The sequence below is a fragment of the Lentibacillus sp. Marseille-P4043 genome, from assembly GCF_900258515.1.
Lineage (GTDB): Bacteria > Bacillota > Bacilli > Bacillales > Amphibacillaceae > Lentibacillus_C.
This window is the reverse complement of record NZ_LT984884.1, coordinates 2,582,657-2,605,432: the sequence shown is the minus strand read 5'-3', so window position 1 is coordinate 2,605,432 and position 22,776 is coordinate 2,582,657. Positions and strand designations below refer to the sequence as shown.

The following is a 22,776-nucleotide window of genomic DNA, read 5'->3' as shown; positions in this document are numbered from 1 at the left end:
TTAAAGATTGTAATTATTTGATCTCGCAGTCCGAATACACTTTTGCTTCTTCTTCATTTCGCAACACTCGTAATGTTCCTTCTGCGAGTGCCTGCAATCCATTTTCTCCAGGATATACAAATACATCGGCGATCCAATTGACCCGTTCCGAGATTTTCTCAACGAACGTTTTTCCATATGCAAGACTTCCCGTTAACACGATAGCATCAACTGATCCTGCCATAACAGTGCCCATCGATCCAATTTCTTTCGCAACCTGATAGGCCATCGTATCGTATACTACTAAAGCACGGGGATCTCCATTATGAATACGTTCTTCCACCTCAGTTGCATCATTTGTCTGCAAATAGGCCATAAGACCGCCAGAACCAACCAGCTTATCCATGATTTCATCCCGCGAATAATTCCCGGAAAAGCATAGGGAAACCAAGTCACCGGTTGGGATAGTGCCAGCACGTCCCGGTGAAAATGGCCCATCTCCATGCAATCCATTGTTTACATCAATTACTTTTCCACGTTTGTGGGCCCCTACGGTAATACCGCTGCCGAGATGCGCGACAATCAGATTCAGTTGTTCATATGCTTTCCCTAAATCAGTTGCACAGCGTCTGGCCGCCGCTTTCTGGTTTAATGCATGAAAAATACTCTTTCTTGGTATCTCAGGCAAGCCAGAAAATCGAGCAACAGTCGCCAATTCATCGACCACAACAGGATCAACAATATAAGACGATATGTTTAAACCTGTTGCGATTTCATATGCGATAATACCGCCCAAGTTTGAGGCGTGCTCTCCATAACAACCATTTTTTAAATCGTGAAACATTGCGTTATTTATTGCATATGTCCCACCTTCAATTGGATGAAGTAGCCCACCCCTACCACAAACCGCAGTTAATTTTGAAATGTTAATTCCTTCATAGTCCAATTGTTCGAGAATAATCTTTTTCCGAAATGCATATTGATCCATTATTCGTCTATATGTTGCCAATTCATCAGGGTTATGATGGATTGTACGATCCAAAATACACACTTCATTGTCGAAAACGCCAATTGTGGTTGTTGTTGATCCTGGATTCAATACTAATATGCGAAACGGTTGCTGCATATTGGCTGACCTCCATTACCGTCTGCTTAATGTATGATGGCCGTTTAACAAAAATTGACTACGTGATTTACTTACAGACGCAATACGTTCTTCTGCCATACGATCAGCAGCAACATACGAAGGAATGTTATCACGTTTTGATATTTCGAATACTTTCATTAAGCTATCGTAAATTGTCTCTACTTTTCTCATTGCCCGATCTTGGTTGTAACCGTTAAGTTCGTCAGCCACATTGATAACACCACCTGAATTAATGACGTAATCTGGCGCATAGACAATTCCTTTTTCATGAATAATATCGCCATGTTCAGATGTTTTCAATTGGTTGTTGGCTGAACCAGCAATAACTTTAGCTTTTAATTGTGGAATGGTTTCGTCATTTACCGTTGCACCGAGCGCACATGGGGCATAAATGTCACAATCAACACTGTAAATGTCATCAGGACCTACTGCTTTTGCTCCAAATGCTTCGACTGCCCGATTAACCGCATCCTTGTTAATGTCGGTAACAATCAAGTTTGCCCCTTCTTTATGAAGGTAATCGCATACAGTAAATGCAACATTTCCTACACCCTGTACGGCAACCGTTTTCCCTTCCAATGAATCAGAACCAAAAGCCTCCATAGCCGCAGCTTTCATACCTTTGTAAACTCCGTAAGCGGTAACTGGTGATGGATTTCCAGATGAACCGAATTCTGGTGAGATACCAGTTACGAAATCTGTCTCCATATGGATTGTGTCCATATCCTCAACAGAAGTTCCAACATCCTCTGCAGTTATATACCGGCCATTTAAGCTTTGAATATAGCGACCAAACGCACGAAACATTTCTGGATTTTTATCTTTTTTAGGGTCACCAATAATAACCGTTTTCCCACCACCAAGGTTTAATCCAGCTGCAGCGTTTTTATATGTCATCCCTTTAGCCAAGCGGAGAGCATCTTCAATCGCTTCTTCCTCTGAATTGTATGTCCACATTCTTGTCCCACCTAATGCAGGTCCAAGCGTCGTATCATGAATAGCAATAATTGCTTTTAAGCCCGAATTTTTATCTTGACAAAAAACCAATTGTTCATAATCGTATTGTTCCATGTTTGAAAATATTTCCATTTGTATTTCCTCCTAAAATGTTTTAACCCTGATCTACTGCGCTTCCGCAACTGTTGTCATATTGATGCAAGGTTTATGACGGGTTTGCCTCTTCTACTTGTTCTATTAATGGTGCGAATAATTGGATGATTTCCCGCCGAAACACACCCATTCTAACTATTGCAAGAATCGTGCCAAGTCTATTTTAATTGAAAGCGCTTTATTTTAGCGGTTTATAACCATGCAACTTTTTGCACTTATGAAGAATCTTGCGTGCTATTTTTTTCAATCTGATATTTGTTCATCTTGTAATAGAGATTACGTATGGATACCTGGAGCTCTTTCGCTGTTTTTGTTTTGTTATAGTTGTTTCGTTTATAGGCATCAGCGATAACCTGTTTTTCATATTGATCCAACGATTGTTGCAATGTTAGTCCTGATTGGTTACTAGCAGCAGCATGATTATCTGGATTTACTTGACCAGTTGTCAACCTAGGAATATGCTCTTTTTGGATGACTTCCTCATTCATATCCATATAAATCATTGCTCGTCCAATTACATTCTCCAATTCCCGAACATTTCCAGGCCATTGATAGGTTGCTAACTTTTTTAATGCGGGTTCAGAAATGGAACGGACATTTCTACCATAATCCTGATTTGTTTTATCAATAATACGATCTATTAAAGGGGACAAATCCGGAATTCTTTCACGTAAAGACGGAATATAAATCGGTAATCGGTTTAAACGGTAATAAAGATCTTCCCGAAAGGACTTTTTCATGATTGCCTTTTCCAGATTACTGTTTGTCGCGGTAATGATTCGAACATTAATGGTAATCGGATCCGTTCCACCAACACGCACAATTTCACTTTCCTGCAGTACCCGAAGCAATTTGGCTTGCATATTCAAAGAAAGCTCACCGATTTCATCAAGGAAAATACTACCCATATTCGCTTCTTCAAATATCCCTCTTTTTCCGCCACGTTTGGCACCTGAAAACGCGCCTTCCTCATACCCGAACAATTCACTTTCTAGAATGGATTCCGCTATAGCCGCACAATTAACACGGATAAACTTATTATGCTTCCGGTCACTTTCATTATGAATCGCATGGGCAAATAATTCCTTGCCTGTCCCAGATTCGCCTCTTAATAGCACAGTTGCAGGGGTCCTCGCACCTACTTTCGCTTGTTCCAGTGCTAATTTCATTTCAGATGATGTTCCAATGATGTCATCAAACGTATATTTCGCTTCCAAATTACGAATAATCTGTCTGGCCCGCTTTAGTTCACTTGTTAATGTTTTAATTTCGGAAACATCGTGAAGAACACCGACACTCCCCTTTATTTTGCCTTCCACGATTATCGGAGCAACATTAACTAACACATCTCGTTTTGCGGGACCAACTTTCATTCGCACCCCACGTACTGGGCGACGGGTTTTCAATACTTTCATGTGCATGCTTTCGCCCTCTGAAATATCTACAGTCGCCGGTTTACCCACTACTTCAGCCTCTTTTAATCCAGTTATTCTCGAATAGGCCGGGTTAATCATAATGCCTTTCCCATCTTCATCAACGACACTAATTGCCTCATCTGAAGATTGAATGATTGCTTCAAGCATTGTTTTTATTTCCGTCAGATCCGTATTCGCTTCTGCTAGATCAAGCACTTCCGTAATGTCTTTAAAAACGGCAAAGGCCCCAATTAACTGATCTTCTGCATTAATCATTGGTATTCTCGTTGTAATTACCCGCTTACCATTTTCCAACACTAATCGTTGATTCACTTCTTTTCGACGACTTGAGAGCACCTGTGGCAATCTACTCTGCGCGATCACATCGGTAATTAGCTGGCCTTCAAAACTATCTTTGGAAACATCCATAATGCGTTCCGTACTATTATTAACAAATCGAACAATGCCTTGGTTATCCACCACAATCATGCCATCACGAATATTATTTAAAATTAATTCCTGGTTTCGCATTTGCAATTTTATTTGGTTTAGCAAGGTTTCTTTTTCTTCCATTAATTCAGCTATTATGTACGCGATTGTACCAGGAATAACAACTGTTTTTCCGCTGCTTGTTGCCAATAATTCATCAAGCACGTGCTCATTTCCAGTTGCTTCTATGACAATATCGATTTTTTGATGGATCCACTCTCTCCAATTTTGACCGGTAGGAATTTGGTATTGTTCAGCAAGAGCTAATCCGCTTGCTTCTTTGTTTATATCAATAACAGCAACCATTTCCATCCGTTGTGTAGCCGATAAAAGTTTTAATAATGCACTACCACCCTTACCTGCGCCAACAATGAGCACCCGTTTCATTATACCCCACCTTGCAATTTTTTGCATATATTTATCATATTATATTCTGCACGTTTTAGCAAATTTCCGTTATTATTCCTATTTTACCATGCATTTGATATACTAAAATCATGATGATAAATAAAGGGGAACAGGTATGATTCGTATTATTGCCGTCATGATTTTAGTCATTCCCGGACTAATCGCAGCATATGGCATAAAACTTATGCGGGATTCATTATTTAATGAACTTAATTTTATTTTTCTTCACACAGGCCTGCAATTTTTTATTGGCTTTATCTTTTTTGTTGGTGGATTAGCTTTTATTGGTGGATTTATTGTCCACCGCGATCGAAAGCGTCAAGCACCGAAAAAAAGTAAAAAAAAATAAGTGTAAAGGATGCTTGAATAATAAATTTGGCATCCTTTTTTATTTTCCCGAGACAATCAGGCTGTGGCAGTTCAGCGCCACTAAACAGATGTTCTCGCTTTTCCTAGTTTTGCAAAAAATCTTTCTCCCTTTGTTCACAAATTGGCTGTAATATGATACTATTTGTAACATTATTAGAAAACTTAAAACAATGGGGAGATGTTTATGAAAGTAGCAAAATTCGGTGGGAGTTCGGTTGCTAGTGCTGAACAAATCGAAAAAGTAGCAACGGTCATCCGTAATGATCCGGACAGAAAATTTATCGTGGTATCTGCTCCAGGGAAACGCGATAAAGATGATTTTAAGATAACCGACATGTTAATTGAAATAGCAAGCCGCCATGAAAAAAACCAACCCTTTGACGAACTGGTGCCAATTATCATGCAACGTTTTTCAGAAATGGTTAATAAACTGAAGCTTTCAACAACAATTGTAGAAGAGATGGAACAAACGATCCGCGAGACATTGAAAAGCAATGTACCATCTACTCTTAAAATGGATACGATTAAATCATTAGGGGAAGTTTTTTCAGCAAAAGTGTTAAGTAACTATTTAGCATCATTAGATCTTGAAGCCACTTTTCTCGATCCAAAAGAAGCGGGAATTATGGTAAGTGATGAGCCTGGAAATGCACAAGTATTGCCAGAGAGCTTTTCAAAACTTTATACATTGCGAGAAAACGATGGAGTTTTCGTCATTCCGGGATTCTTCGGTTATACAGAAAACGAGAAGTTAGTAACCTTTTCTAGAGGCGGATCCGACATTACTGGGTCCATTGTAGCCGCCGGTGTGAAAGCATCCCTGTATGAAAATTTCACAGATGTTGACTCTGTATATGCCGTTAATCCAGCAATTGTCCACCAACCTAAACAAATTTCAACAATCACCTATAAAGAAATGCGGGAATTATCCTATGCTGGATTTTCTGTTTTTCACGATGAAGCATTAATTCCCGCTTTTAAAGAAAAAATACCAGTATGTATCAAAAACACAAACAACCCTGACGCACCCGGAACAATGGTTGTTGCAGAAAAGAAGCCTAATGAACAATGTGTCGTCGGAATAGCAGGTGATGCTGGATTTTGCAGCTTATACGTCAGCAAATACCTTATGAACCGGGAATTAGGATTTGGGCGGAAATTATTGCAACTATTTGAAGATGAACATATTTCGTTTGAGCACGCACCTTCTGGTATTGACGATATGTCTGTCGTTATTCGCCAAAGTGAACTAACCCAAGAAAAAGAAAAAGTTATCCTAAGACGATTGCAAGACGAACTACATGTCGATACGATTAAAATACACCGTAATCTGGCCATGGTCATGGTTGTTGGTGAAGGAATGATAAGTACAATTGGAGTTGCCCAAAAAGCTACAAAAGCCATTACCGATGCAAATGTTAATATGGTTATGATCAACCAAGGATCATCAGAGGTTTCCATGATGTTCGGTATTCAAGAAGAGGACTTAACCCGTGCCGTTCAATCATTGTATTCTGCATTTTTTCAAGAAGAAAAAACAACAGTGTTAATTTAAAAAAAGGTCAGGCTCCCCCACGAGAGTCTGACCTTTTTTTATAAGTTAACTTGCCTTATGTTCCAACCGTAAGCGGTCAGCAACCATTGCGATAAATTCAGAGTTCGTAGGTTTGGCTTTGGAAATACTCACCGTGTAACCGAATAAGGCTGAAATTGAATCAATATTACCACGGCTCCAAGCTACTTCAATGGCATGACGAATTGCTCGCTCCACCCTAGAGGCTGTCGTGTTATATTTTTTAGCAATATCTGGGTACAATACTTTGGTAATTGATCCTAACAGCTCTATATCATTATAAACCATTGTAATCGCCTCTCGTAAGTACATATACCCTTTAATATGTGCTGGAACCCCTATCTCATGAATTATGTTTGTAATGCTTGCCTCCAAATCTTTTTTCTTCCGCTCTTTTTTGTTTACTTTTTTCGTTTTCGTATGTGCAATCATATTTCCCTGTACTTGACGAATTTGATCAGCTAAGTTGTCTAGATCGAATGGTTTTAAGATGAAATAAGAAGCACCTAAATCCACTGCTTTTTTCATAACTTCTTCTTGACCGAACGCTGTCAGCATAATGACATGTGGATCTTTACTTCTTTCCATACCTTTTAGTGAATTAAGTACCGCAAGCCCATCTACATGTGGCATAATGATGTCTAATATCAAAACATCCGGATCGATGTCCTCCAGTAACTCCAAACAATCTCGGCCATCAAAAGCCGTACCAATTATTTCAATATCCGGCTGGTTATCGAAATACTCTTCCATTAATTGAATAAGTTCTCTGTTGTCGTCAACTAAACAAACTGATATTTTTTCCACTAAACCGTTCCTCCTTTAATCATTCGAGCTTCCACGTAATGTATTCGACATAAGTATTAAATATCCTTTTTTTATTAAAAAAACTTTAATTTTTTTTGCAAAAACTCGTTTAAGCTTTATTTTACTTCGTTTTTTGATAAAAACCGACATTGATTTCATTTGTTTGTCGAAAAATATTTTTCAACACAAATAAACTGCCCAAAAATGTATGATCTACACTTTTGGGCAGACATTCTGACGGCTAGCTTGCCTTTTCTTCTTTTGATTTGTAAATATTAATTCCGGCCTCTTGTAACATCCATTCAATATGGACTCCATAACCGGATGTTGGATCATTGACAAACACATGTGTTACTGCTCCGACCACTTTACCATCTTGAATAATTGGACTTCCACTCATACCCTGGACAATTCCACCGGTCTTTTCTAACAATTCTTTATCCGTAATTTGGATAATCATCCCTTTTGTCGCTGGGTACTTTTGTGGAACACTACTCACGATTTCAACGTCAAATTCCTCCACTTCCTCACCATCAATAACCGTCAAAATTTTGGCTGGTCCTTCTTTCACCTGATGGGATAAAGCAATTGGCATTGGTTTATCATATTCATCATTCGTAATCGGTTCATTTAATTTCCCAAAAATACCAAATGGGCTATTTTTCGTGATTGAACCTAACTTGTCATCTTTAGCAGAAAACTCAGCTTGTTTTTCACCCGGAGTACCGTTATTACCTTTTTCAATCGAGGTCACATTAGAACCAACGATCGATCCATTATGAATTTCCACTGGTTTTTGCGTATCCATATCAGATATGACATGTCCTAATGCACCATATTTTTTTGATTTAGGTTCATAAAACGTCATTGTCCCTATACCGGCAGCTGAATCCCTAATATACAGGCCAATTCGATATTCATTTGCTTTTTCATCTTTTACCGGATCAAGCGTCGTTTCTATTGTTTCTTTCCCTCTTTTTATTGTGACATTCAACGGATCATGATTTTCACCAGCTTTTTCAACATATGGTTTTACATCAGCCATTTCTTTAATTGGCTCTCCATTAATTTTAAGGATCACATCGCCAACTTTTATGTCTGCTTTCTCACCTGGTGACATGGAACCAGCTTCGCCTTTTACAAGATGATGGCCGACAACGAGGACACCTAATGTGTGAAGCTGTACCCCAATGGATTGTCCGCCGGGTACTACTTTAATGTCATCTAGAACCGAGACATCAACTTTTTTAATTGGAAGCCCTGCTACGTCATAAACTAACTGACTATTTCCAGGTTCTTTTGTATAAAATACAGAGGAGTCTATTGCTTGCATATTTTCATCAGTTGAATCAATTTTAACGTTATCACCTAATGCTGGAACCTCTATTGGAGATTGGTTATCAAAGGTTACAATATCATTGGGTATGGAAAGGTATTGCTTTACAGGTGTAAAAAACGGAACCGCTAATAAAGTTATAAGCAGCAGTACACCAACCAATATGCGAATTTTGTTTGTGTTTTTCAATCATTTCACTCTCCTCGTTCCAAACCCATACCATTTTATCTCTGTACTTCTAATTTGACCGAACGCGCTTTGTTTTAAACTAGTGAAAGAAAAGAAAATATGTGTATCATTTCCTTTTAAAAAGGTCGTATAATCAACATACCGATACGTTTGTTCCATTAGTGATGATTATCCAAAATAAAGGCTCCAATATTATTGCCCCGGATAGCACTCGTTTTATAAAGGACGGGAGGGATGTCGCAATAATGTTCTTTGCATTTTATAACTATTGTGCAAGTGTTTTTGATGGGGGGGAGTAACCGCAGTCCCAATTTTTTATAAAATAGCCAAAATAAAAAAGCCAGATACTCTATTTTCTGGCTTTTTCAGTAAAATTATCCGCTTTATTTTCTTTATAGGATGCAGCTAATGCAAGCATTTCTTTTGCATGTTCTTTTGCGGTATCAGTTAATTTCGTTCCAGTGATCATGCGACTTAATTCTTCAATTGTTTGCTTACTGGTCAATTCAGAAATGGTTGTTGATGTACGGTTACTCTTTTCCAGTTTCTCGATTAATTTGTGTGTATCTGCCATAGCCGCAACCTGTGGTAAATGAGTAATACATAAAACCTGCGATTCTGTGGAAATATGGTAAATCTTCTCTCCTATCGCCTGAGCAACCCTGCCACTTACACCTGTGTCAACTTCATCAAAAATAACACTCGTCACACCTTGGTGTTTTGCAAAAATCTTCTTAAGAGCAAGCATGATTCTTGATAATTCCCCACCAGATGCTACTTTATTCAACTCTTTTAAAGGCTCTCCCGGATTTGTGGAAATGAGAAAGTAAACATAATCAAAACCATTTTTATGTAATTTAATGACAGACTCTTTCGTGGTTGGATCAGTCTCCTTTTTTGATTCAAATGCAATGGAAAATGTTGCTTTTTCTAAATATAGTCCCTTTAGTTCTCGATGAATGGCCTTTGTTAATGATTTAGCAGCTTTTTCGCGGATATCATGTAGTTGTTTCGCCTCTAAATAAGTATCTTGTTCCGTCTCTTTTATCTGCTCGGCAAGTTTTGATAAATGGGAATCCTTATTTGTCAGTTGCTCTAATTCTTCCTCAATTCTTCCCATGTAATCGATAATATCATTAACGGTTGCTCCATATTTTTTCTTTAACCGATTAATTTCAGTTAGTCTCGCTTCAATTTCATTTAACCGCTGGGGATCATATTGTAATGTTTCACTATAATTCCGCAATTCAAATGTTAATTCTTCAATGATGTAATAATGATTAGACAGTTCTTCTGCTTTTTCAGCAATAAAGTTGTCATATGAACGATTGTCCTGTAATGCTTGGCTTGCTATACTCAACCACTCGATACCCTTTTGATCGCCGTATAATGCATTGTATGCGTCCTGAACACCTTTATAAATGCGTTCAAAATTCGCCAACTTATCTCGTTCTTCTTCCAGTTCCTTATCTTCGTTCGGTGAAAGTCCCGCTTGCTCAAGTTCATTCATCTGAAATTCCAATAAATCCTGACGATGCGCTATTTCCTGTTCATTTTCACTTAATTTATTATAACGTTTCTTAAGTGTCTGAAGTTTGTCAAACAGACGTGAGTATTCATCTTTGGATTTTATAATTGCCTTCTGATCATATAAATCAAGCAAGTCAATATGATTGATTGGGTCCAGCAAAGCCTGTGTTTCATGTTGACTGTGAACATCAATAAGGGTTTTACCAAACTCTTTTAGAATCGCTAGCGTGACCAATTTTCCATTTACCCGACAAATGCTTTTCCCATTTGCCGTTATGGTTCGATGTAAGACAACCATTTCATCTTGAATATCAATTCCATATTGCTGCCCAGCTTTATAAATCGGATGGTTTTTATAATCAATACTAAATAGCCCTTCAATTTCTGCTTTCTTTGTACCATGTCGAACAAATTCAACGGAACCACGACCACCAGCTAACAATTGAATTGCATCAATGATGATGGATTTCCCCGCACCTGTTTCTCCAGTCAATACTGTGAGTCCGTCATTAAAGGTTATCGATAATTTATCTATAATTGCAAAATCATGAATGGATAATTCAGTAAGCACGTAATTCACCCCGCTTATTCATGTTATAACATACTTAAAAACCGATTTTTAATGGTTTCTGATTCTGTTTCCGTCCGGCAAATAATCAGGCATGTATCATCACCACATATCGTGCCCATTATTTCTTCCCAATCCAGATTATCAATCAAGACACCAATGGCATGTGCATTTCCCGGAAGTGTTTTTAAGATGATAAAATGACTTGCATGATCAATTTTAACAAAAGCATCCATAATTAAGCGCTTTAATTTATCTAAGGGATTGAATCGTTGATCAGCTGGAAGGCTATATTTATATACACCTGTACCAGTTGGGACCTTCACAAGATGAAGTTCTTTGATGTCACGAGAAACAGTTGCTTGCGTTACATTGAACCCCAAATTTTTTAACTCATCGACTAATTCATCTTGCGTCTCGATATCATTTTCTGTAATTAATTCCCGTATTTTTATGTGACGTTGAATCTTACTCATACTATTCCCCCATAAAAAAATAAAAGTTAAACTCTTTAAAGTGCGTGTTCAAAAAGGAGGATAAAAAGGACCGAGAAATTCGATGTGTCATTTTTACCGGACTTTTTGAATAACCTCTTACAATAGAAAAGGACTACACATACTGCAGTCCTACGGTTTATTTACCTCGGTAAAATTGCGATGTGCTTCATCTACTACTTGACTTAATTCGTCATCTGTTACAGTAATTCCTACTTTTTCATGTTTCCAGCCAAAATGCGCTAGAAATTCTATATTCCCATCGCCACCCGTAATTGGAGAATAGGTCACATCAAACAATTGATATCCTTCAGATAAGGCATACGAAATAATGCGTGATAACACGGCAAGATGTACTTTTTTATCACGGACAATTCCTTTTTTCCCAACTTGGTCACGCCCCGCCTCAAACTGTGGTTTAATCAATGCGATAACATCACTATTTTCCGCTAATAACTGTTTTAAAACCGGCAAAATGAGTTTTAGGGAGATAAATGATACATCAATAGTAGCAAAATCAGGTATCCCTTTTTGCAGCATTTCAGGTGTCACATAACGGAAATTCGTTCTCTCCATCACGATGACTCGTTCATCACTTCTCAGCTTCCAAGCCAATTGATTATATCCAACATCAATGGCATAGCTTAATGTTGCACCATTTTGTAAGGCACAATCGGTAAAACCCCCTGTAGAAGATCCAACATCGACCATTATTTTATTCTTCACTGAAATAGAAAAATGGTTCAGTGCTTTTTCCAGTTTTAATCCACCACGACCAACATAGGGGATCAATTTCCCTTTTACAGTTAATGGAATCGTCTCGTCCACCTTCATCCCAGGTTTATCTAGACGTTGTTGCTCGGAAAAGACCAAACCAGCCATGATGACACGTTTAGCTTTTTCTCTCGTTTCGATTAATTTCTTTTCTACTAATAAAACATCTAACCTAACTTTAGCCATATCATATAGTCCTTTATTTTGACATTTTTGTTTTGTTTGCTTTTGGTAAGACACGAATTTTTAACTTGTTTTCCACAATTGAAATTAATTTTCCCGCAAAAAAAACAATATTCGTTGAAGCGTTAATTGCAAAGTATTTACCGAGTGCTTTTCCACCGACTGTCAAAGCAGCGACAAGACTTGTTAATAGAACCTGCAATGTAATTTGTGTTGGTGATCCTTCACCATTACCGGTTAATTTGGCAATTTGGAGTACAACAATTGCTGATGCTGTACCACTAACAATTCCAGAAATATCACCAATAACATCATTACAGAAACTAGCAAATTTATCGGCATTACGAATAATCGCGACTGATTCTTTTGCCCCGTTTACCTTTTCCGCTGCCATCGCATGAAATGGTTTTTCATCGGCTGAAGTTGAAGCTATGCCAAGCATGTCGAATACCACACCAATTAAGACAATAAGTAAGACAATAACTAAACCAATGATCCACATCACGTCACTTAAGACAGATTGTGAGATAACTGCAAAAATAGCCGCTAGCACAAAGGTGATAACGGCGATGGTTAAACTAAATTTAATCGAGCTTTTTATATGTGATTTCATTCTCTACCTCAATTTTTAATCTATTATATAGATAACTAATTTCGTCTAAAATAATTCCCTTGCAACTAGTAGACTTTCTTGTTTCATGTGGGGGAAGTCCACAGCGAAGTATGTAAGTACGGAATGGTCCCATAAAAGGTAAAAACTGTGGCTTAGGTCCAGTAGGTTTTCCCAGATAGCTACCCTATGTTGCCATATAGGCGGTTCCCCATTAAAGCTACCTTAGCCTCGTCACCAAAAGCTAGACTGGATTACCACTTAGTCCACACTATAATCCCTTTTATAGGTCCATTAGAACAGTCTAGGAGATTTCCTCAGCAACCTTTAACCGTTCCCTAGCCTCTTTTGCAGTCCTGATTTCATGGAGAAAATAATAGTCAAACAAGTGGCCACCTCGTTTGCTTTTTTAAAGTCCAATCCTCTCAGTACCACTCAAGGCAGGCTACGCTGCTTGTAAGTTGTCCCTTACCTTACAATTGCAGGTTCATACCCCATTCCATAGTGATTACTAGGCTTAGCAATCACTACAGATATGGGCCTCCGCGGTAATAGGGTCAACGCCCACATGCCTTTGTGGATCGCCCTAAAACCTTAACTCCCAGCACTGACCCAAGGCTGGGCGCCTCAAGCCAACACAAGGAACTTCATCGATGTGCCCTTTGGCGGATTTTTAGGCCCGCCTTCAGGAGCGGAGGGCTGACTAGAATACTGCACCATTCCGTTTGTAATTATTATAACATAATATGCGAAAAAATTCTATTTGGAATTAGCTATCCCGCTTACTAAAATAGTCTGTTAATCCCATTAGATAGGAATCATCAGCCATTGCTTGTTGCAAGGCTGTTTTTGCCTTTTCTACATATTGTTCTTTTTTCTTGATAGCACCTTCTATCCCTAGTAATTTCGGATAAGTGCTTTTATGATTACCTTCATCACTTCCAACTGGTTTTCCTAATTTCTCTGGATCCCCAGTCACGTCTAATATATCATCTTGAACTTGAAAAATTAAGCCTAAATAATCGGCAAACTCACCCAGATACTCTAATTGCTCTGTTGAGGCACCACCGATATAAGCACCAGCTGTAATAGCAAACTTAATTAATTCTCCCGTCTTACGTGCATGAATTTCTTCTAATTGTTCTAGTGAAACGGCATGGTTCTCCGCCTCCATGTCTAAAATCTGTCCGGCAACCATCCCTTTGGGTCCGCTAGCTTGAGCTAACATCTTAAGAAGAACAACCTTTTGTTGATCCGTTAGCAAGGGATCATTCGAAATAATTTCAAAACTATACGTTAATAAAGCATCACCAGCCAAGATGGCAGTTGCTTCATCAAAAATACGATGGTTTGTTGGTTTTCCCCTACGGTAATCGTCATTGTCCATTGCAGGTAAATCATCATGAATGAGCGAATACGTGTGAATCATTTCTAGTGCCGCTGCCGTAGATAGTACAAACTTTTTATCATCGCTATAGGATTCAAAACTTGCGATTAAAAGAATTGGCCTAAGCCGTTTTCCACCTGCCTCCGTGGAATATAACATAGACTCTTTCAGTTGGTTGGGGATTGGCATTTTATCAAGATGTTGAACTAGTTCATCATAGATTAGTTTTTTATTGACATCGATATAATTCTCAAGCTGTTGTTGCACGTTTATTCTTCCCCCTGGATTTCAAAGGGCTTTGTTTCACCCTGTTCGTTCATTATTTGTGTCATTTTTGCTTGTACTTGTTTTAATTTATCATTGCATAGTTTGGATAGTTTCATACCTTCCTGATAGTACGAAATAGCTTTTTCCAAAGGTACATCGCCCTCTTCAAGCCGTTCGACGATTTTTTCCAACTCCAGCATTGCCTCCTCGAAGGAAGTCTCTTCATGTGTTTCCATTGGTCTCCTCCTTTATTTCTAACACTTCACACGCTAATGTCCCGTCTGATAATCGAACAGTGATCGTGTCATGCTTCCCTACTTTTTCGGTAGAATTTATAATTTCGCCATTATGAGAATAAGGGATCGCATAACCACGTTTCATCGTTTCCAATGGGTTCAATAGAGCTAATTTGTCAATCGTTGTTGTAAACTGAACCGATTTCTTATCGATAATTTGTTTCATAAAATACGTATTTTGCTTCTCGAATTGGTTCAATTCCTTTTCCAATTGATTAACCCGACTCTGTGGATGTTGATTGATAAACCGTTTTTCAATATTTTTCAGAGAGTCATTTTTTGATTGGATAAATTGGTTAAATGCTTTTTCTAGTCGTTCTACTTGCTTGTCCAGTTCCTGTTCCTTTTGAATAACAAGTTGTTCCGGATAACGGAAGGCGTAAGAGTCTTTCATCCGCTTTAACTGAAGCTGCGAATTATTCATCGTTGTCGTTAAGGCTTTTGTTAAGGAACGGGTCAGTCCGGAAACTTTTTCTTTCAATTCAATCTGTGAAGGTACAGCCAATTCCGCCGCCCCTGTTGGTGTAGGTGCTCGCAAATCCGCAATAAAATCACTAATAGTTATATCTGTTTCATGACCAACTGCAGAAATAACGGGGATCTTTGAATGGAAAATAGCGTGTGCAACCATTTCTTCATTGAAGCTCCACAATTCCTCAATTGAACCCCCACCACGACCAACAATTAACACATCAAAATCCGCTTTTTCATTCGCAAATTCAATTGCTCGTTTGATCGAAGCAGCAGCATTTTGGCCTTGTACTAATACTGGAATGACAGTAGTAGTAACAATTGGGTACCGTCGCTTAATCGTTGTAATAATATCGCGAACAGCAGCCCCAGTTGGCGAAGTAATGACACCAATATGTTTAGGGTACGTTGGTATTTTCTTTTTGATTGTCTCATCAAAAAAGCCTTGTTTATGTAATTTCTCTTTTAATTGTTCAAAAGCTAAATACAATGAGCCAATTCCGTCTGGCTCCATTTGCTGAATATACAATTGGTATTGGCCGTATGGTTCAAAAACGCCAATTTCGCCCCTTATCAATACATTCATGCCATTCTCCGGATTAAATTTCAGCCGTCTGTTGTTACCTGCAAACATGACTGCTTGTATCCGGGTATTCTCATCCTTAATTGTCAGATACATATGGCCACGGCTATGGTGTTTAAAGTTTGATATTTCACCTTTTAGCCAAATATTTTTCAGATGTGGATCCGTGTCAAATTTACGCTTAATGTACTTTGTCAGTGCAGTAACCGTTAAATATTTATCGTTCAATTTTCTAACCCTTTTGCCGCTTTAATCGTATTTTTTAAGAGCATGGTAATTGTCATTGGTCCTACACCTCTTGGAACCGGCGTTATATAGGAAGCCTTTTCCTTAGCCTGTTCAAAATCAACATCCCCTGTCAATGTTCCATCTTCTACACGATTTATACCAACATCTATAACAACTGCGTCTTCTTTAATGTCCTCAGCATGAATTGCATTTGCTTTTCCAACAGCAACAATCAAAATATCAGCATTTTTCGTAAAGCTTTGCAAACCCTTTGTTCTGGAATGACAATAGGTAACCGTCGCATTTTCATTCAACAATAATTGGCCAACTGGTTTGCCAACGATATTGCTTCGGCCGATGATCACTGCATGACGCCCCTCGATTTGAATGTCTCTTGATTTTAACATCGTGATAATGCCAAATGGTGTGCATGGCAAAAATGTATCCTTACCTGCCATCATTCTGCCAATATTAATTGGATGAAAACCATCAACATCTTTTTGGGGATCGATTGCTTCAATTACGGACTGTTCCTTGATATGTTCTGGTAAAGGAAGCTGCACCAAAATACCATGGATCGCTTGATCATGATTTAGTTTATCAATTAATTGCAGCAGTTCGGTTTCTGTTGTTGAAGTAGGCAATTCAATGATGTCTGACGATATACCTGTTTCTTTTGAAGCTTTTTTCTTCCCATTCACATATGATTTTGATGCTGGGTCATCACCAACTAAAACCACCGTTAAATGCGGGGTGAGTCCCTTTTCTTTTAACTCAGACACTTCTTCTTTCATAGCTAGTTTAAGTTCGGCTGCTAATTCTTTTCCGTTAATTACTTCTGCAGACATAGCTTTCATCCCCTCTTAGGCTACGATTTTTGATAAAACCCCATTAACAAATTTACCGGATTTTTCATCTCCATATTTATTTGCTAATTCAACAGCTTCGTTGATGGAAACATTCGTTGGAATATCTTCCAAATAACGTATTTCATATGTAGCAATTCGTAAAATTGTTTTTTCCACTGTAGCGATACGTTCCATGGACCACTTTTCTAAATGATCTGAAATCGTGTTGTCGATCGTTGTCTGGTAATTGGCAACTCCTTGTACAAGGTTATTTAAAAATGCATCGACATGGTCGGTTTCTAAATGTTCTGTTGCTGCTTTTACTGGATCAAACTCGTTCAAATCCAATTGAAATAGAATTTGGAAGGCATTTTCTCTCGCTGTATGACGTTTCATCAATCATTACTCCTTTTAATATATCTCTACAAATAATAACATGATTACTTTTCCAATGCTAGAAGAACAATAGCTTTTGATTTTACTGTATTAAAACTTTATGATTGGTTGTTACACAATAGATATATTATGTGCAATAACTAGAAATCAAGTTCGGAGATTTGACAACCGCTACGGGAAAACACTACGCTTTCCGCGGGCACGGCTTCAGCCTCCGAAGCGGAAAACCGTCGCTTCGAAGTCTTCAGACACGTGCTGTTCCCGCAGGAGTCTCCGTGTTTCCCTTCGCTAGTAAGTGCTATTACTTTATATACATGCTATATCTACACAAAAATTAGGGAACTTCTACTAGCGGAGTCAGAATACGTAGACTCCTTGAAAATACAGTTCGATTTTCTGCGTGCGATGTAACGCTGCCGAAGCATCCCTTGTCCTATGGGAACAATGGTCTTCGGTGGGGCGAGTTAGCGCAGCCCCAGCACGAGTCCGAAGACCCCGCAGGACAAGGAAAACTTCAGTGGTATTACATCGCACGCAGAAAAAGTGGTTTTCTTTTTCAAGGAAGCGCTCTTTGCTTCCGAGGAGGCTGAGGCCGTGCCCATGGAAAGCGGAGTATTCTGACGGAGTGAATCCAAGCACTCATATACCATTGGAACGGGAAGAAAGTGTCACCAAAGAGAACTTCATTACTGCGCGTTTTATATCAACTACGAATTAAAAAGCAACAAACATTACGAAAGAGCCAAGTTTATTTCTTCAAAAACCACAGAAAAAAGATCATAAATAAACCAAGGCTGATAGGTTCAACTCCTATCAGCCTTGGTTTTATTTATTCGTCTTTATTTTCTATATTTTCCTGTTCTTCCATTTGGATACCAACGACATGAACGTTTATTTCCGCTATTTCCAATGCTGTCATATTTTTTAACGTTTGCCTAATATTTGTTTGCAGTTTTTGGGCGATTTCTGGAATCGAAACACCAAAGTTTAACACGACGTAAAGATCAATTAAGATTCCCGTATCTGTTAATTCTACTTTGACACCTTTACTGTGTGATTTCTTGCCAAAACGTTCAACGACACCTGTTGCAAAATTACCGCGCATGGATGAGATTCCCTCTACTTCAGATGCGGCAATGCCCGTTATGACTTCAATTACTTCTGGTGCGATTTCTACTGTACCTAGACTTGCATCATCACTTACATCCAACAATGGTTGTTCACTCATGTGATCACTCCTATTTGTTTTCAATTTCCTCGATCGGATTCTCTTCAAGAAATTTCGTGTTAAAGTCGCCTTTAACAAAAACATCATGATCCATTATAATCCGGTGAAACGGAATGGTTGAGTGAATTCCCTCAATAACGTATTCATCCAATGATCGCTTCATACGATTAATTGCTTCCTCACGCGTTGGTCCGTAAGCTATCAACTTAGCAATCATGGAATCGTAGTATGGCGGGATGGAATAGCCTGGATATGCGGCCGAATCAACCCGAACGCCAAATCCACCCGGTGGTAAATACAGATTAATTTTTCCCGGTGAAGGCATAAAGTTTTTAAATGGATTCTCCGCATTAATTCTACATTCAATCGCCCAACCATTAAATTCAATATCATCCTGTTTAAATGATAATTTTTCATTGTTTGCGATTTTGATTTGTTCTTTTATTAAGTCGATCTCTGTTACCATTTCCGTAACTGGATGTTCCACTTGGATTCGTGTATTCATTTCCATGAAATAGAATGCATTCGTTGTTCGATCAAAGATAAATTCAATTGTTCCAGCCCCAACATAGTCAACTGCTTCTGCTGCCTTAACTGCGGCCTCACCCATTTTCGCACGAATTTCTGGTGTTAATGCTGGTGATGGTGACTCCTCAATTAATTTTTGCATTCTTCGTTGGATGGTACAGTCTCTCTCCCCTAAGTGTATAACATTTCCATGTTGATCGGCTAAAATTTGAATTTCTACATGGCGAAAGTCTTCAATAAATTTCTCAATGTAAACACCAGGGTTACCAAATGCTGTTTCAGCTTCTTTTTGGGTAATCCGAATCCCTTTAATTAAATCTTCCTGGTCCTTTGCAACACGAATTCCTTTACCGCCACCACCTGCAGTTGCTTTAATAATGACGGGATAGCCGATTTCTTTGGCAACTTCCATTGCTTCTTCTTCTGTTTCAATTACACCTTCAGACCCCGGAACAATCGGAACATTTGCCTCTTTCATTTTTTCTCTTGCAACATCTTTTATGCCCATTTTTTGAATTGCTTCTGGGGTAGGACCAACAAACGTCACATGACATGCTTTACAGATCTCTGCAAAATCAGCATTTTCCGCTAAAAACCCATATCCAGGGTGAATAGCATCGACCTTCGTTAAGGTAGCAACACTCATGATGTTGGTGAAATTAAGGTAGCTGTCTTTGCTTAATGTCGGTCCAATGCAATAAGCCTCATCTGCCAGTTGGACGTGTAATGAATCCTTATCAGCTTCAGAATACACAGCAACTGTTTCAATATCGAGTTCTTTACATGCGCGTATGATCCGAACGGCAATTTCCCCTCTGTTAGCAATTAACAGTTTTTTAATCATATGTTTTCGTCCCCTTATTTAGTCTTCACTCTAAATAGTGGTTGACCATATTCAACTAGTTGGCCATCTTCCACTAAAATTTCCACGATTTCTCCGTTCGTTTCTGCTTCAATTTCATTAAATAACTTCATTGCTTCCACAATACAAACAACGGTATCTTTTTCCACCGGGCTCCCTTTTCGCACATAAGGATCTGCTTCCGGAGATGGCGACATATAAAGTGTACCTACCATTGGTGATTCAACTTCATAATCGTAATCAACGGTTGTTTGTGTTGGAGTCTCTTCTGCTTCTTTCACTGGTGTTTCTTTTTCTGGTTCTGCTTCAACTTGTTTTACTTCTTGTTTTTTAACTTCAACAGGCTTTTCAACTGTATTCACTACTTGTTCGACTGGTTGCACGGATACATTTCCAGATGACTTTTTCAGTGAAACAGTCGCTCCATCTGCCTCATAACTAAATTCATCAATTGATGATTGATCAATAAGTTTGATTATCTCACGAATTTCTTGTACTTTTAACATTTCTGGCACCCCTTCAGTTTTTCAAAAAAATTAATAACAGGTACTAATAACTCCTCTTAACATTTTACGATAAATACTTGTACTATATCAACCATAAATGATTAAGTGAATACTTCCGAGTTGAATTATCGTCCTATCTGTAACTATCTCAACTTTCGCATTTACTAACATTAATTGTAGTAGTATGTGTTCTACCAAGCCACATTCTACCGTTTCTTTCCGCTGCGAAAGTTGAGTAACTATGTAAAACGTTTTCACAATAATTATAGCAATAATAACTTTATTTTGCGAACAGTAGAATTAAAAAAATAAAACTCCTATCTAATAAGATAAGAGTTTGAATACCCTGGGTTTGTTCGTTTAACCTTCAGCTGGCTGGTAATTAACATCAACTTGAATTTCGCCGAATTCATCACGGACCATTTGCATAATGTTGACTGCTTCTTGCTTTGGCAGCTCGTCAACCTTAACATTAACATGAACGATATTCTCATCATTTTTATCAAATCGGACTAACACATCTTGATAGTCTGCAGTTGCTAAGATGGACTCCTCTAAAATCGATTCCTTTTTCCCACGTTGCTCTAATACTTCTATATCCTCATATGCTTGGTTCTTTTCCTCTGTACTCGCTGTACTCGATGCAACAACATCTTCTAGTCGGGAAATTTGTTTACTTCGTTCGTCCTGTACTTCCAATCTGATATTGGTAAACAACTCGTCCTCACCCATATTCGTGATCTCATCAACCTTCGCATCTTCCCCTTCAGTCTGTTCAGTTGTTGCCGTTTCGTCAGCTTCTTCCTTTCCATTCTCCAAAAAGGCAACTTCTTCGGAATCAGGTGACGTCATGTAATAAACACTTAGGACAATCATCAAACTTAACATGGTTAAAAGCCAAACGGTCTGTTTTTTTAGCATGTTACATCCTCCTTAGTTTTTTGGCATTACAGAAACTTTATGTGTTGGAACATCAAGTACTCTTGCGACAGCTTCAATCACCCATTTTTTTACTGTTGCATGGTCTACACCTTTTGCGACTACAAAGACACCTCGTACTTCCGGTTTTTTCGTTTGAATTAATAGCGGAACTTCTTTATCTCCTTGCCTTACTAAAACAACTTGTGTTTCTTTGGTGTCATCTTCTATTTCCCTTGTGCCGCCACTTTTATCTGATTCATCTGTCGTTTGCTGACCGGTGATTAAATTTTTTTCGTATACTTTCACTTTGGTAGAGTCGAGGTTGACCATTACTTCCACATCGGATACACCCTGAATTTTAGCTAACATTGCTTGCAAATCTTTTTCATAACTCGTTTCTATTTCTCCAACGTCTGTAGTAGTAGAGTCGTCTTTCTTGGATAGTGTACGTTCTGCTTCCTGGTCAGTTGGATTGATAGGAACCATTTCCTCTTGTCCTTCATTGGATGGGGAAGAAAGTGCATTGCTTAAAATGACTAATAGTAATCCAAGTAAACCAAGCACGATTAAATATTTGATTTTCTTTGACGGGTTTCTAATTTTACTGTCAAGTTTTTTTTCACTGAAGAAGTTTCTTATTTTTTCTTTCAAGGTGACCCTCCTTCCCATACAAGCGTTAATTTCTCCGCATTAATCTCCCATTCATCCTCTAGTAACTTTTTAACCTCCTGCACATCTTGTTCATCTTCATCCATTACTGGGTCCTTGGTATCAATCTCGATATTTTCAACTATACTCACTGCTCCCTCCTCGTTTTCTATTTGACCAAGATATACAATGACTTCCTCTAGATCTTCATAGTCGTATGGCGGCTCTGCTTCTTCGATAAATTGAAAATTGATGTCCTGAATTTCAGCTTGATAGTTTTCTGCTAGTGATGGTTTTGCTAGATCTTTTAATTGGACAGCCATTTCTTCTAAAATATATGCACGTTGTGTGTCTTGTATTTCACTTTTTTGCATTTCGATAGAATTTTCCATTGATTCTGTATCCCTTTTTCCGTCTGTAAGTTGCGAAAATGACGTTTCCAATGCTTGTTCAACGTTCATATCAAACAGAAAAAAAACAGGTTTCAAAAAAATTAAAATTAAAATAAGCCCAACAACCAATTTGATATATTTTTTCATCGCAGTAGCTGGAATAATAAGATCAATGATCATCGCTACAATTAAAAAAACGACTATTTGCGTTACCCATTGTATGAGTACATCCAC

23 protein-coding genes are annotated in these 22,776 nt (G+C 38.4%); 2 read left to right on the top strand and 21 right to left on the bottom strand.

Annotated features, from left to right (window positions below):
• Positions 1-13: 13 nt before the first annotated feature.
• The 3 genes from buk to C8270_RS12745 form a co-directional block, all read right to left on the bottom strand.
• Positions 14-1,105 (bottom strand): butyrate kinase, encoded by a 1,092-nt coding sequence (buk, locus tag C8270_RS12755; RefSeq protein WP_106497197.1) that lies wholly within the window; start codon positions 1,103-1,105, stop codon positions 14-16.
• Positions 1,106-1,120: 15 nt separating this feature from the next.
• Entirely contained in the window at positions 1,121-2,215 is a 1,095-nt protein-coding gene (gene bcd / locus C8270_RS12750; protein ID WP_106497196.1) for a branched-chain amino acid dehydrogenase, read from the bottom strand.
• Between the two features lie 236 nt (positions 2,216-2,451).
• On the bottom strand, positions 2,452-4,527 hold the full coding sequence (locus C8270_RS12745; RefSeq protein ID WP_106497195.1) for a sigma 54-interacting transcriptional regulator: 2,076 nt from the start codon (positions 4,525-4,527) through the stop codon (positions 2,452-2,454).
• A gap of 136 nt (positions 4,528-4,663) precedes the next feature.
• On the opposite strand from C8270_RS12745, the gene C8270_RS12740 reads away from it, so the two are divergent.
• A complete protein-coding gene (locus C8270_RS12740; RefSeq protein WP_106497194.1) occupies positions 4,664-4,897 on the top strand; it encodes a DUF2627 domain-containing protein in 234 nt (77 codons plus the stop codon).
• A gap of 204 nt (positions 4,898-5,101) precedes the next feature.
• Entirely contained in the window at positions 5,102-6,472 is a 1,371-nt protein-coding gene (locus C8270_RS12735) for an aspartate kinase (protein WP_106497193.1), read from the top strand.
• Between the two features lie 45 nt (positions 6,473-6,517).
• Here C8270_RS12735 and spo0A read toward each other — a convergent pair whose 3' ends face one another.
• The 18 genes from spo0A to spoIIIAF all read right to left on the bottom strand — a co-directional run bounded on the left by spo0A (position 6,518) and on the right by spoIIIAF (position 22,776).
• Positions 6,518-7,297 (bottom strand): sporulation transcription factor Spo0A, encoded by a 780-nt coding sequence (spo0A, locus tag C8270_RS12730; protein ID WP_106497192.1) that lies wholly within the window; start codon positions 7,295-7,297, stop codon positions 6,518-6,520.
• A 241-nt stretch (positions 7,298-7,538) separates the two neighbouring features.
• Positions 7,539-8,822 carry a SpoIVB peptidase gene (gene spoIVB, locus C8270_RS12725; RefSeq protein ID WP_106497191.1) on the bottom strand — a complete coding sequence of 428 codons (1,284 nt, stop codon included), beginning with the start codon at positions 8,820-8,822 and terminating at the stop codon, positions 7,539-7,541.
• Positions 8,823-8,981, bottom strand: coding sequence for a hypothetical protein (locus C8270_RS20015; protein WP_158701710.1), 159 nt, complete (start codon positions 8,979-8,981; stop codon positions 8,823-8,825).
• Positions 8,982-9,171: 190 nt separating this feature from the next.
• Positions 9,172-10,923: a DNA repair protein RecN gene (gene recN, locus C8270_RS12720; RefSeq protein WP_106497190.1), complete on the bottom strand. Its 1,752-nt coding sequence runs from the start codon at positions 10,921-10,923 to the stop codon at positions 9,172-9,174.
• A 23-nt stretch (positions 10,924-10,946) separates the two neighbouring features.
• The gene (ahrC, locus tag C8270_RS12715; protein WP_106497189.1) at positions 10,947-11,396 is read right to left on the bottom strand and encodes a transcriptional regulator AhrC/ArgR; all 450 of its coding nucleotides are present in this window, start codon (positions 11,394-11,396) and stop codon (positions 10,947-10,949) included.
• 150 nt (positions 11,397-11,546) lie between these two features.
• Positions 11,547-12,374 (bottom strand): TlyA family RNA methyltransferase, encoded by an 828-nt coding sequence (locus C8270_RS12710; RefSeq protein WP_106497188.1) that lies wholly within the window; start codon positions 12,372-12,374, stop codon positions 11,547-11,549.
• Positions 12,375-12,387: 13 nt separating this feature from the next.
• Positions 12,388-12,984, bottom strand: coding sequence for a hypothetical protein (locus C8270_RS12705; RefSeq protein WP_106497187.1), 597 nt, complete (start codon positions 12,982-12,984; stop codon positions 12,388-12,390).
• A gap of 766 nt (positions 12,985-13,750) precedes the next feature.
• Positions 13,751-14,635: a polyprenyl synthetase family protein gene (locus C8270_RS12700; RefSeq protein WP_234028561.1), complete on the bottom strand. Its 885-nt coding sequence runs from the start codon at positions 14,633-14,635 to the stop codon at positions 13,751-13,753.
• Between the two features lie 2 nt (positions 14,636-14,637).
• Positions 14,638-14,871: an exodeoxyribonuclease VII small subunit gene (locus C8270_RS12695; RefSeq protein ID WP_106497186.1), complete on the bottom strand. Its 234-nt coding sequence runs from the start codon at positions 14,869-14,871 to the stop codon at positions 14,638-14,640.
• Positions 14,858-16,213 (bottom strand): exodeoxyribonuclease VII large subunit, encoded by a 1,356-nt coding sequence (gene xseA, locus C8270_RS12690; RefSeq protein ID WP_106497185.1) that lies wholly within the window; start codon positions 16,211-16,213, stop codon positions 14,858-14,860. Before xseA ends, C8270_RS12695 begins: the two co-directional genes overlap by 14 nt.
• A complete protein-coding gene (folD, locus tag C8270_RS12685; protein WP_106497184.1) occupies positions 16,210-17,061 on the bottom strand; it encodes a bifunctional methylenetetrahydrofolate dehydrogenase/methenyltetrahydrofolate cyclohydrolase FolD in 852 nt (283 codons plus the stop codon). The genes xseA and folD overlap by 4 nt, the downstream gene beginning before the upstream one ends.
• A 15-nt stretch (positions 17,062-17,076) precedes the next feature.
• Complete coding sequence (gene nusB, locus C8270_RS12680; RefSeq protein ID WP_106497183.1) at positions 17,077-17,457, bottom strand: transcription antitermination factor NusB; 381 nt, start codon at positions 17,455-17,457, stop codon at positions 17,077-17,079.
• Positions 17,458-18,286: 829 nt separating this feature from the next.
• Positions 18,287-18,685, bottom strand: a complete 399-nt coding sequence (locus tag C8270_RS12675) for an Asp23/Gls24 family envelope stress response protein (protein WP_106497182.1) — start codon at positions 18,683-18,685, stop codon at positions 18,287-18,289.
• 10 nt (positions 18,686-18,695) lie between these two features.
• A complete protein-coding gene (gene accC, locus C8270_RS12670) occupies positions 18,696-20,057 on the bottom strand; it encodes an acetyl-CoA carboxylase biotin carboxylase subunit (RefSeq protein WP_106497181.1) in 1,362 nt (453 codons plus the stop codon).
• Positions 20,058-20,071: 14 nt separating this feature from the next.
• The gene (gene accB / locus C8270_RS12665) at positions 20,072-20,581 is read right to left on the bottom strand and encodes an acetyl-CoA carboxylase biotin carboxyl carrier protein (RefSeq protein WP_106497180.1); all 510 of its coding nucleotides are present in this window, start codon (positions 20,579-20,581) and stop codon (positions 20,072-20,074) included.
• A 360-nt stretch (positions 20,582-20,941) separates the two neighbouring features.
• Positions 20,942-21,502 (bottom strand): SpoIIIAH-like family protein, encoded by a 561-nt coding sequence (locus C8270_RS12660; protein WP_106497179.1) that lies wholly within the window; start codon positions 21,500-21,502, stop codon positions 20,942-20,944.
• A 12-nt stretch (positions 21,503-21,514) separates the two neighbouring features.
• Entirely contained in the window at positions 21,515-22,153 is a 639-nt protein-coding gene (gene spoIIIAG, locus C8270_RS12655; RefSeq protein ID WP_234028560.1) for a stage III sporulation protein AG, read from the bottom strand.
• Complete coding sequence (spoIIIAF, locus tag C8270_RS12650) at positions 22,150-22,776, bottom strand: stage III sporulation protein AF (RefSeq protein ID WP_106497177.1); 627 nt, start codon at positions 22,774-22,776, stop codon at positions 22,150-22,152. The genes spoIIIAG and spoIIIAF overlap by 4 nt, the downstream gene beginning before the upstream one ends.

Excerpts from the sequence above, each read along its gene's own strand:
- buk (WP_106497197.1), bottom strand. The coding sequence starts at position 1,105 with ATGCAGCAACCGTTTCGCATATTAGTATTGAATCCAGGATCAACAACA.
- C8270_RS12710 (WP_106497188.1), bottom strand. The coding sequence starts at position 12,374 with ATGGCTAAAGTTAGGTTAGATGTTTTATTAGTAGAAAAGAAATTAATC.
- nusB (WP_106497183.1), bottom strand. The coding sequence starts at position 17,457 with ATGAAACGTCATACAGCGAGAGAAAATGCCTTCCAAATTCTATTTCAA.
- C8270_RS12735 (WP_106497193.1), top strand. The coding sequence starts at position 5,102 with ATGAAAGTAGCAAAATTCGGTGGGAGTTCGGTTGCTAGTGCTGAACAA.
- C8270_RS12745 (WP_106497195.1), bottom strand. The coding sequence starts at position 4,527 with ATGAAACGGGTGCTCATTGTTGGCGCAGGTAAGGGTGGTAGTGCATTA.
- accB (WP_106497180.1), bottom strand. The coding sequence starts at position 20,581 with ATGTTAAAAGTACAAGAAATTCGTGAGATAATCAAACTTATTGATCAA.
- C8270_RS12675 (WP_106497182.1), bottom strand. The coding sequence starts at position 18,685 with ATGAGTGAACAACCATTGTTGGATGTAAGTGATGATGCAAGTCTAGGT.
- C8270_RS12695 (WP_106497186.1), bottom strand. The coding sequence starts at position 14,871 with ATGGAAACACATGAAGAGACTTCCTTCGAGGAGGCAATGCTGGAGTTG.
- ahrC (WP_106497189.1), bottom strand. The coding sequence starts at position 11,396 with ATGAGTAAGATTCAACGTCACATAAAAATACGGGAATTAATTACAGAA.
- folD (WP_106497184.1), bottom strand. The coding sequence starts at position 17,061 with ATGTCTGCAGAAGTAATTAACGGAAAAGAATTAGCAGCCGAACTTAAA.
- C8270_RS12740 (WP_106497194.1), top strand. The coding sequence starts at position 4,664 with ATGATTCGTATTATTGCCGTCATGATTTTAGTCATTCCCGGACTAATC.
- C8270_RS12705 (WP_106497187.1), bottom strand. The coding sequence starts at position 12,984 with ATGAAATCACATATAAAAAGCTCGATTAAATTTAGTTTAACCATCGCC.
- C8270_RS20015 (WP_158701710.1), bottom strand. The coding sequence starts at position 8,981 with ATGGAACAAACGTATCGGTATGTTGATTATACGACCTTTTTAAAAGGA.
- C8270_RS12660 (WP_106497179.1), bottom strand. The coding sequence starts at position 21,502 with ATGCTAAAAAAACAGACCGTTTGGCTTTTAACCATGTTAAGTTTGATG.
- accC (WP_106497181.1), bottom strand. The coding sequence starts at position 20,057 with ATGATTAAAAAACTGTTAATTGCTAACAGAGGGGAAATTGCCGTTCGG.
- bcd (WP_106497196.1), bottom strand. The coding sequence starts at position 2,215 with ATGGAAATATTTTCAAACATGGAACAATACGATTATGAACAATTGGTT.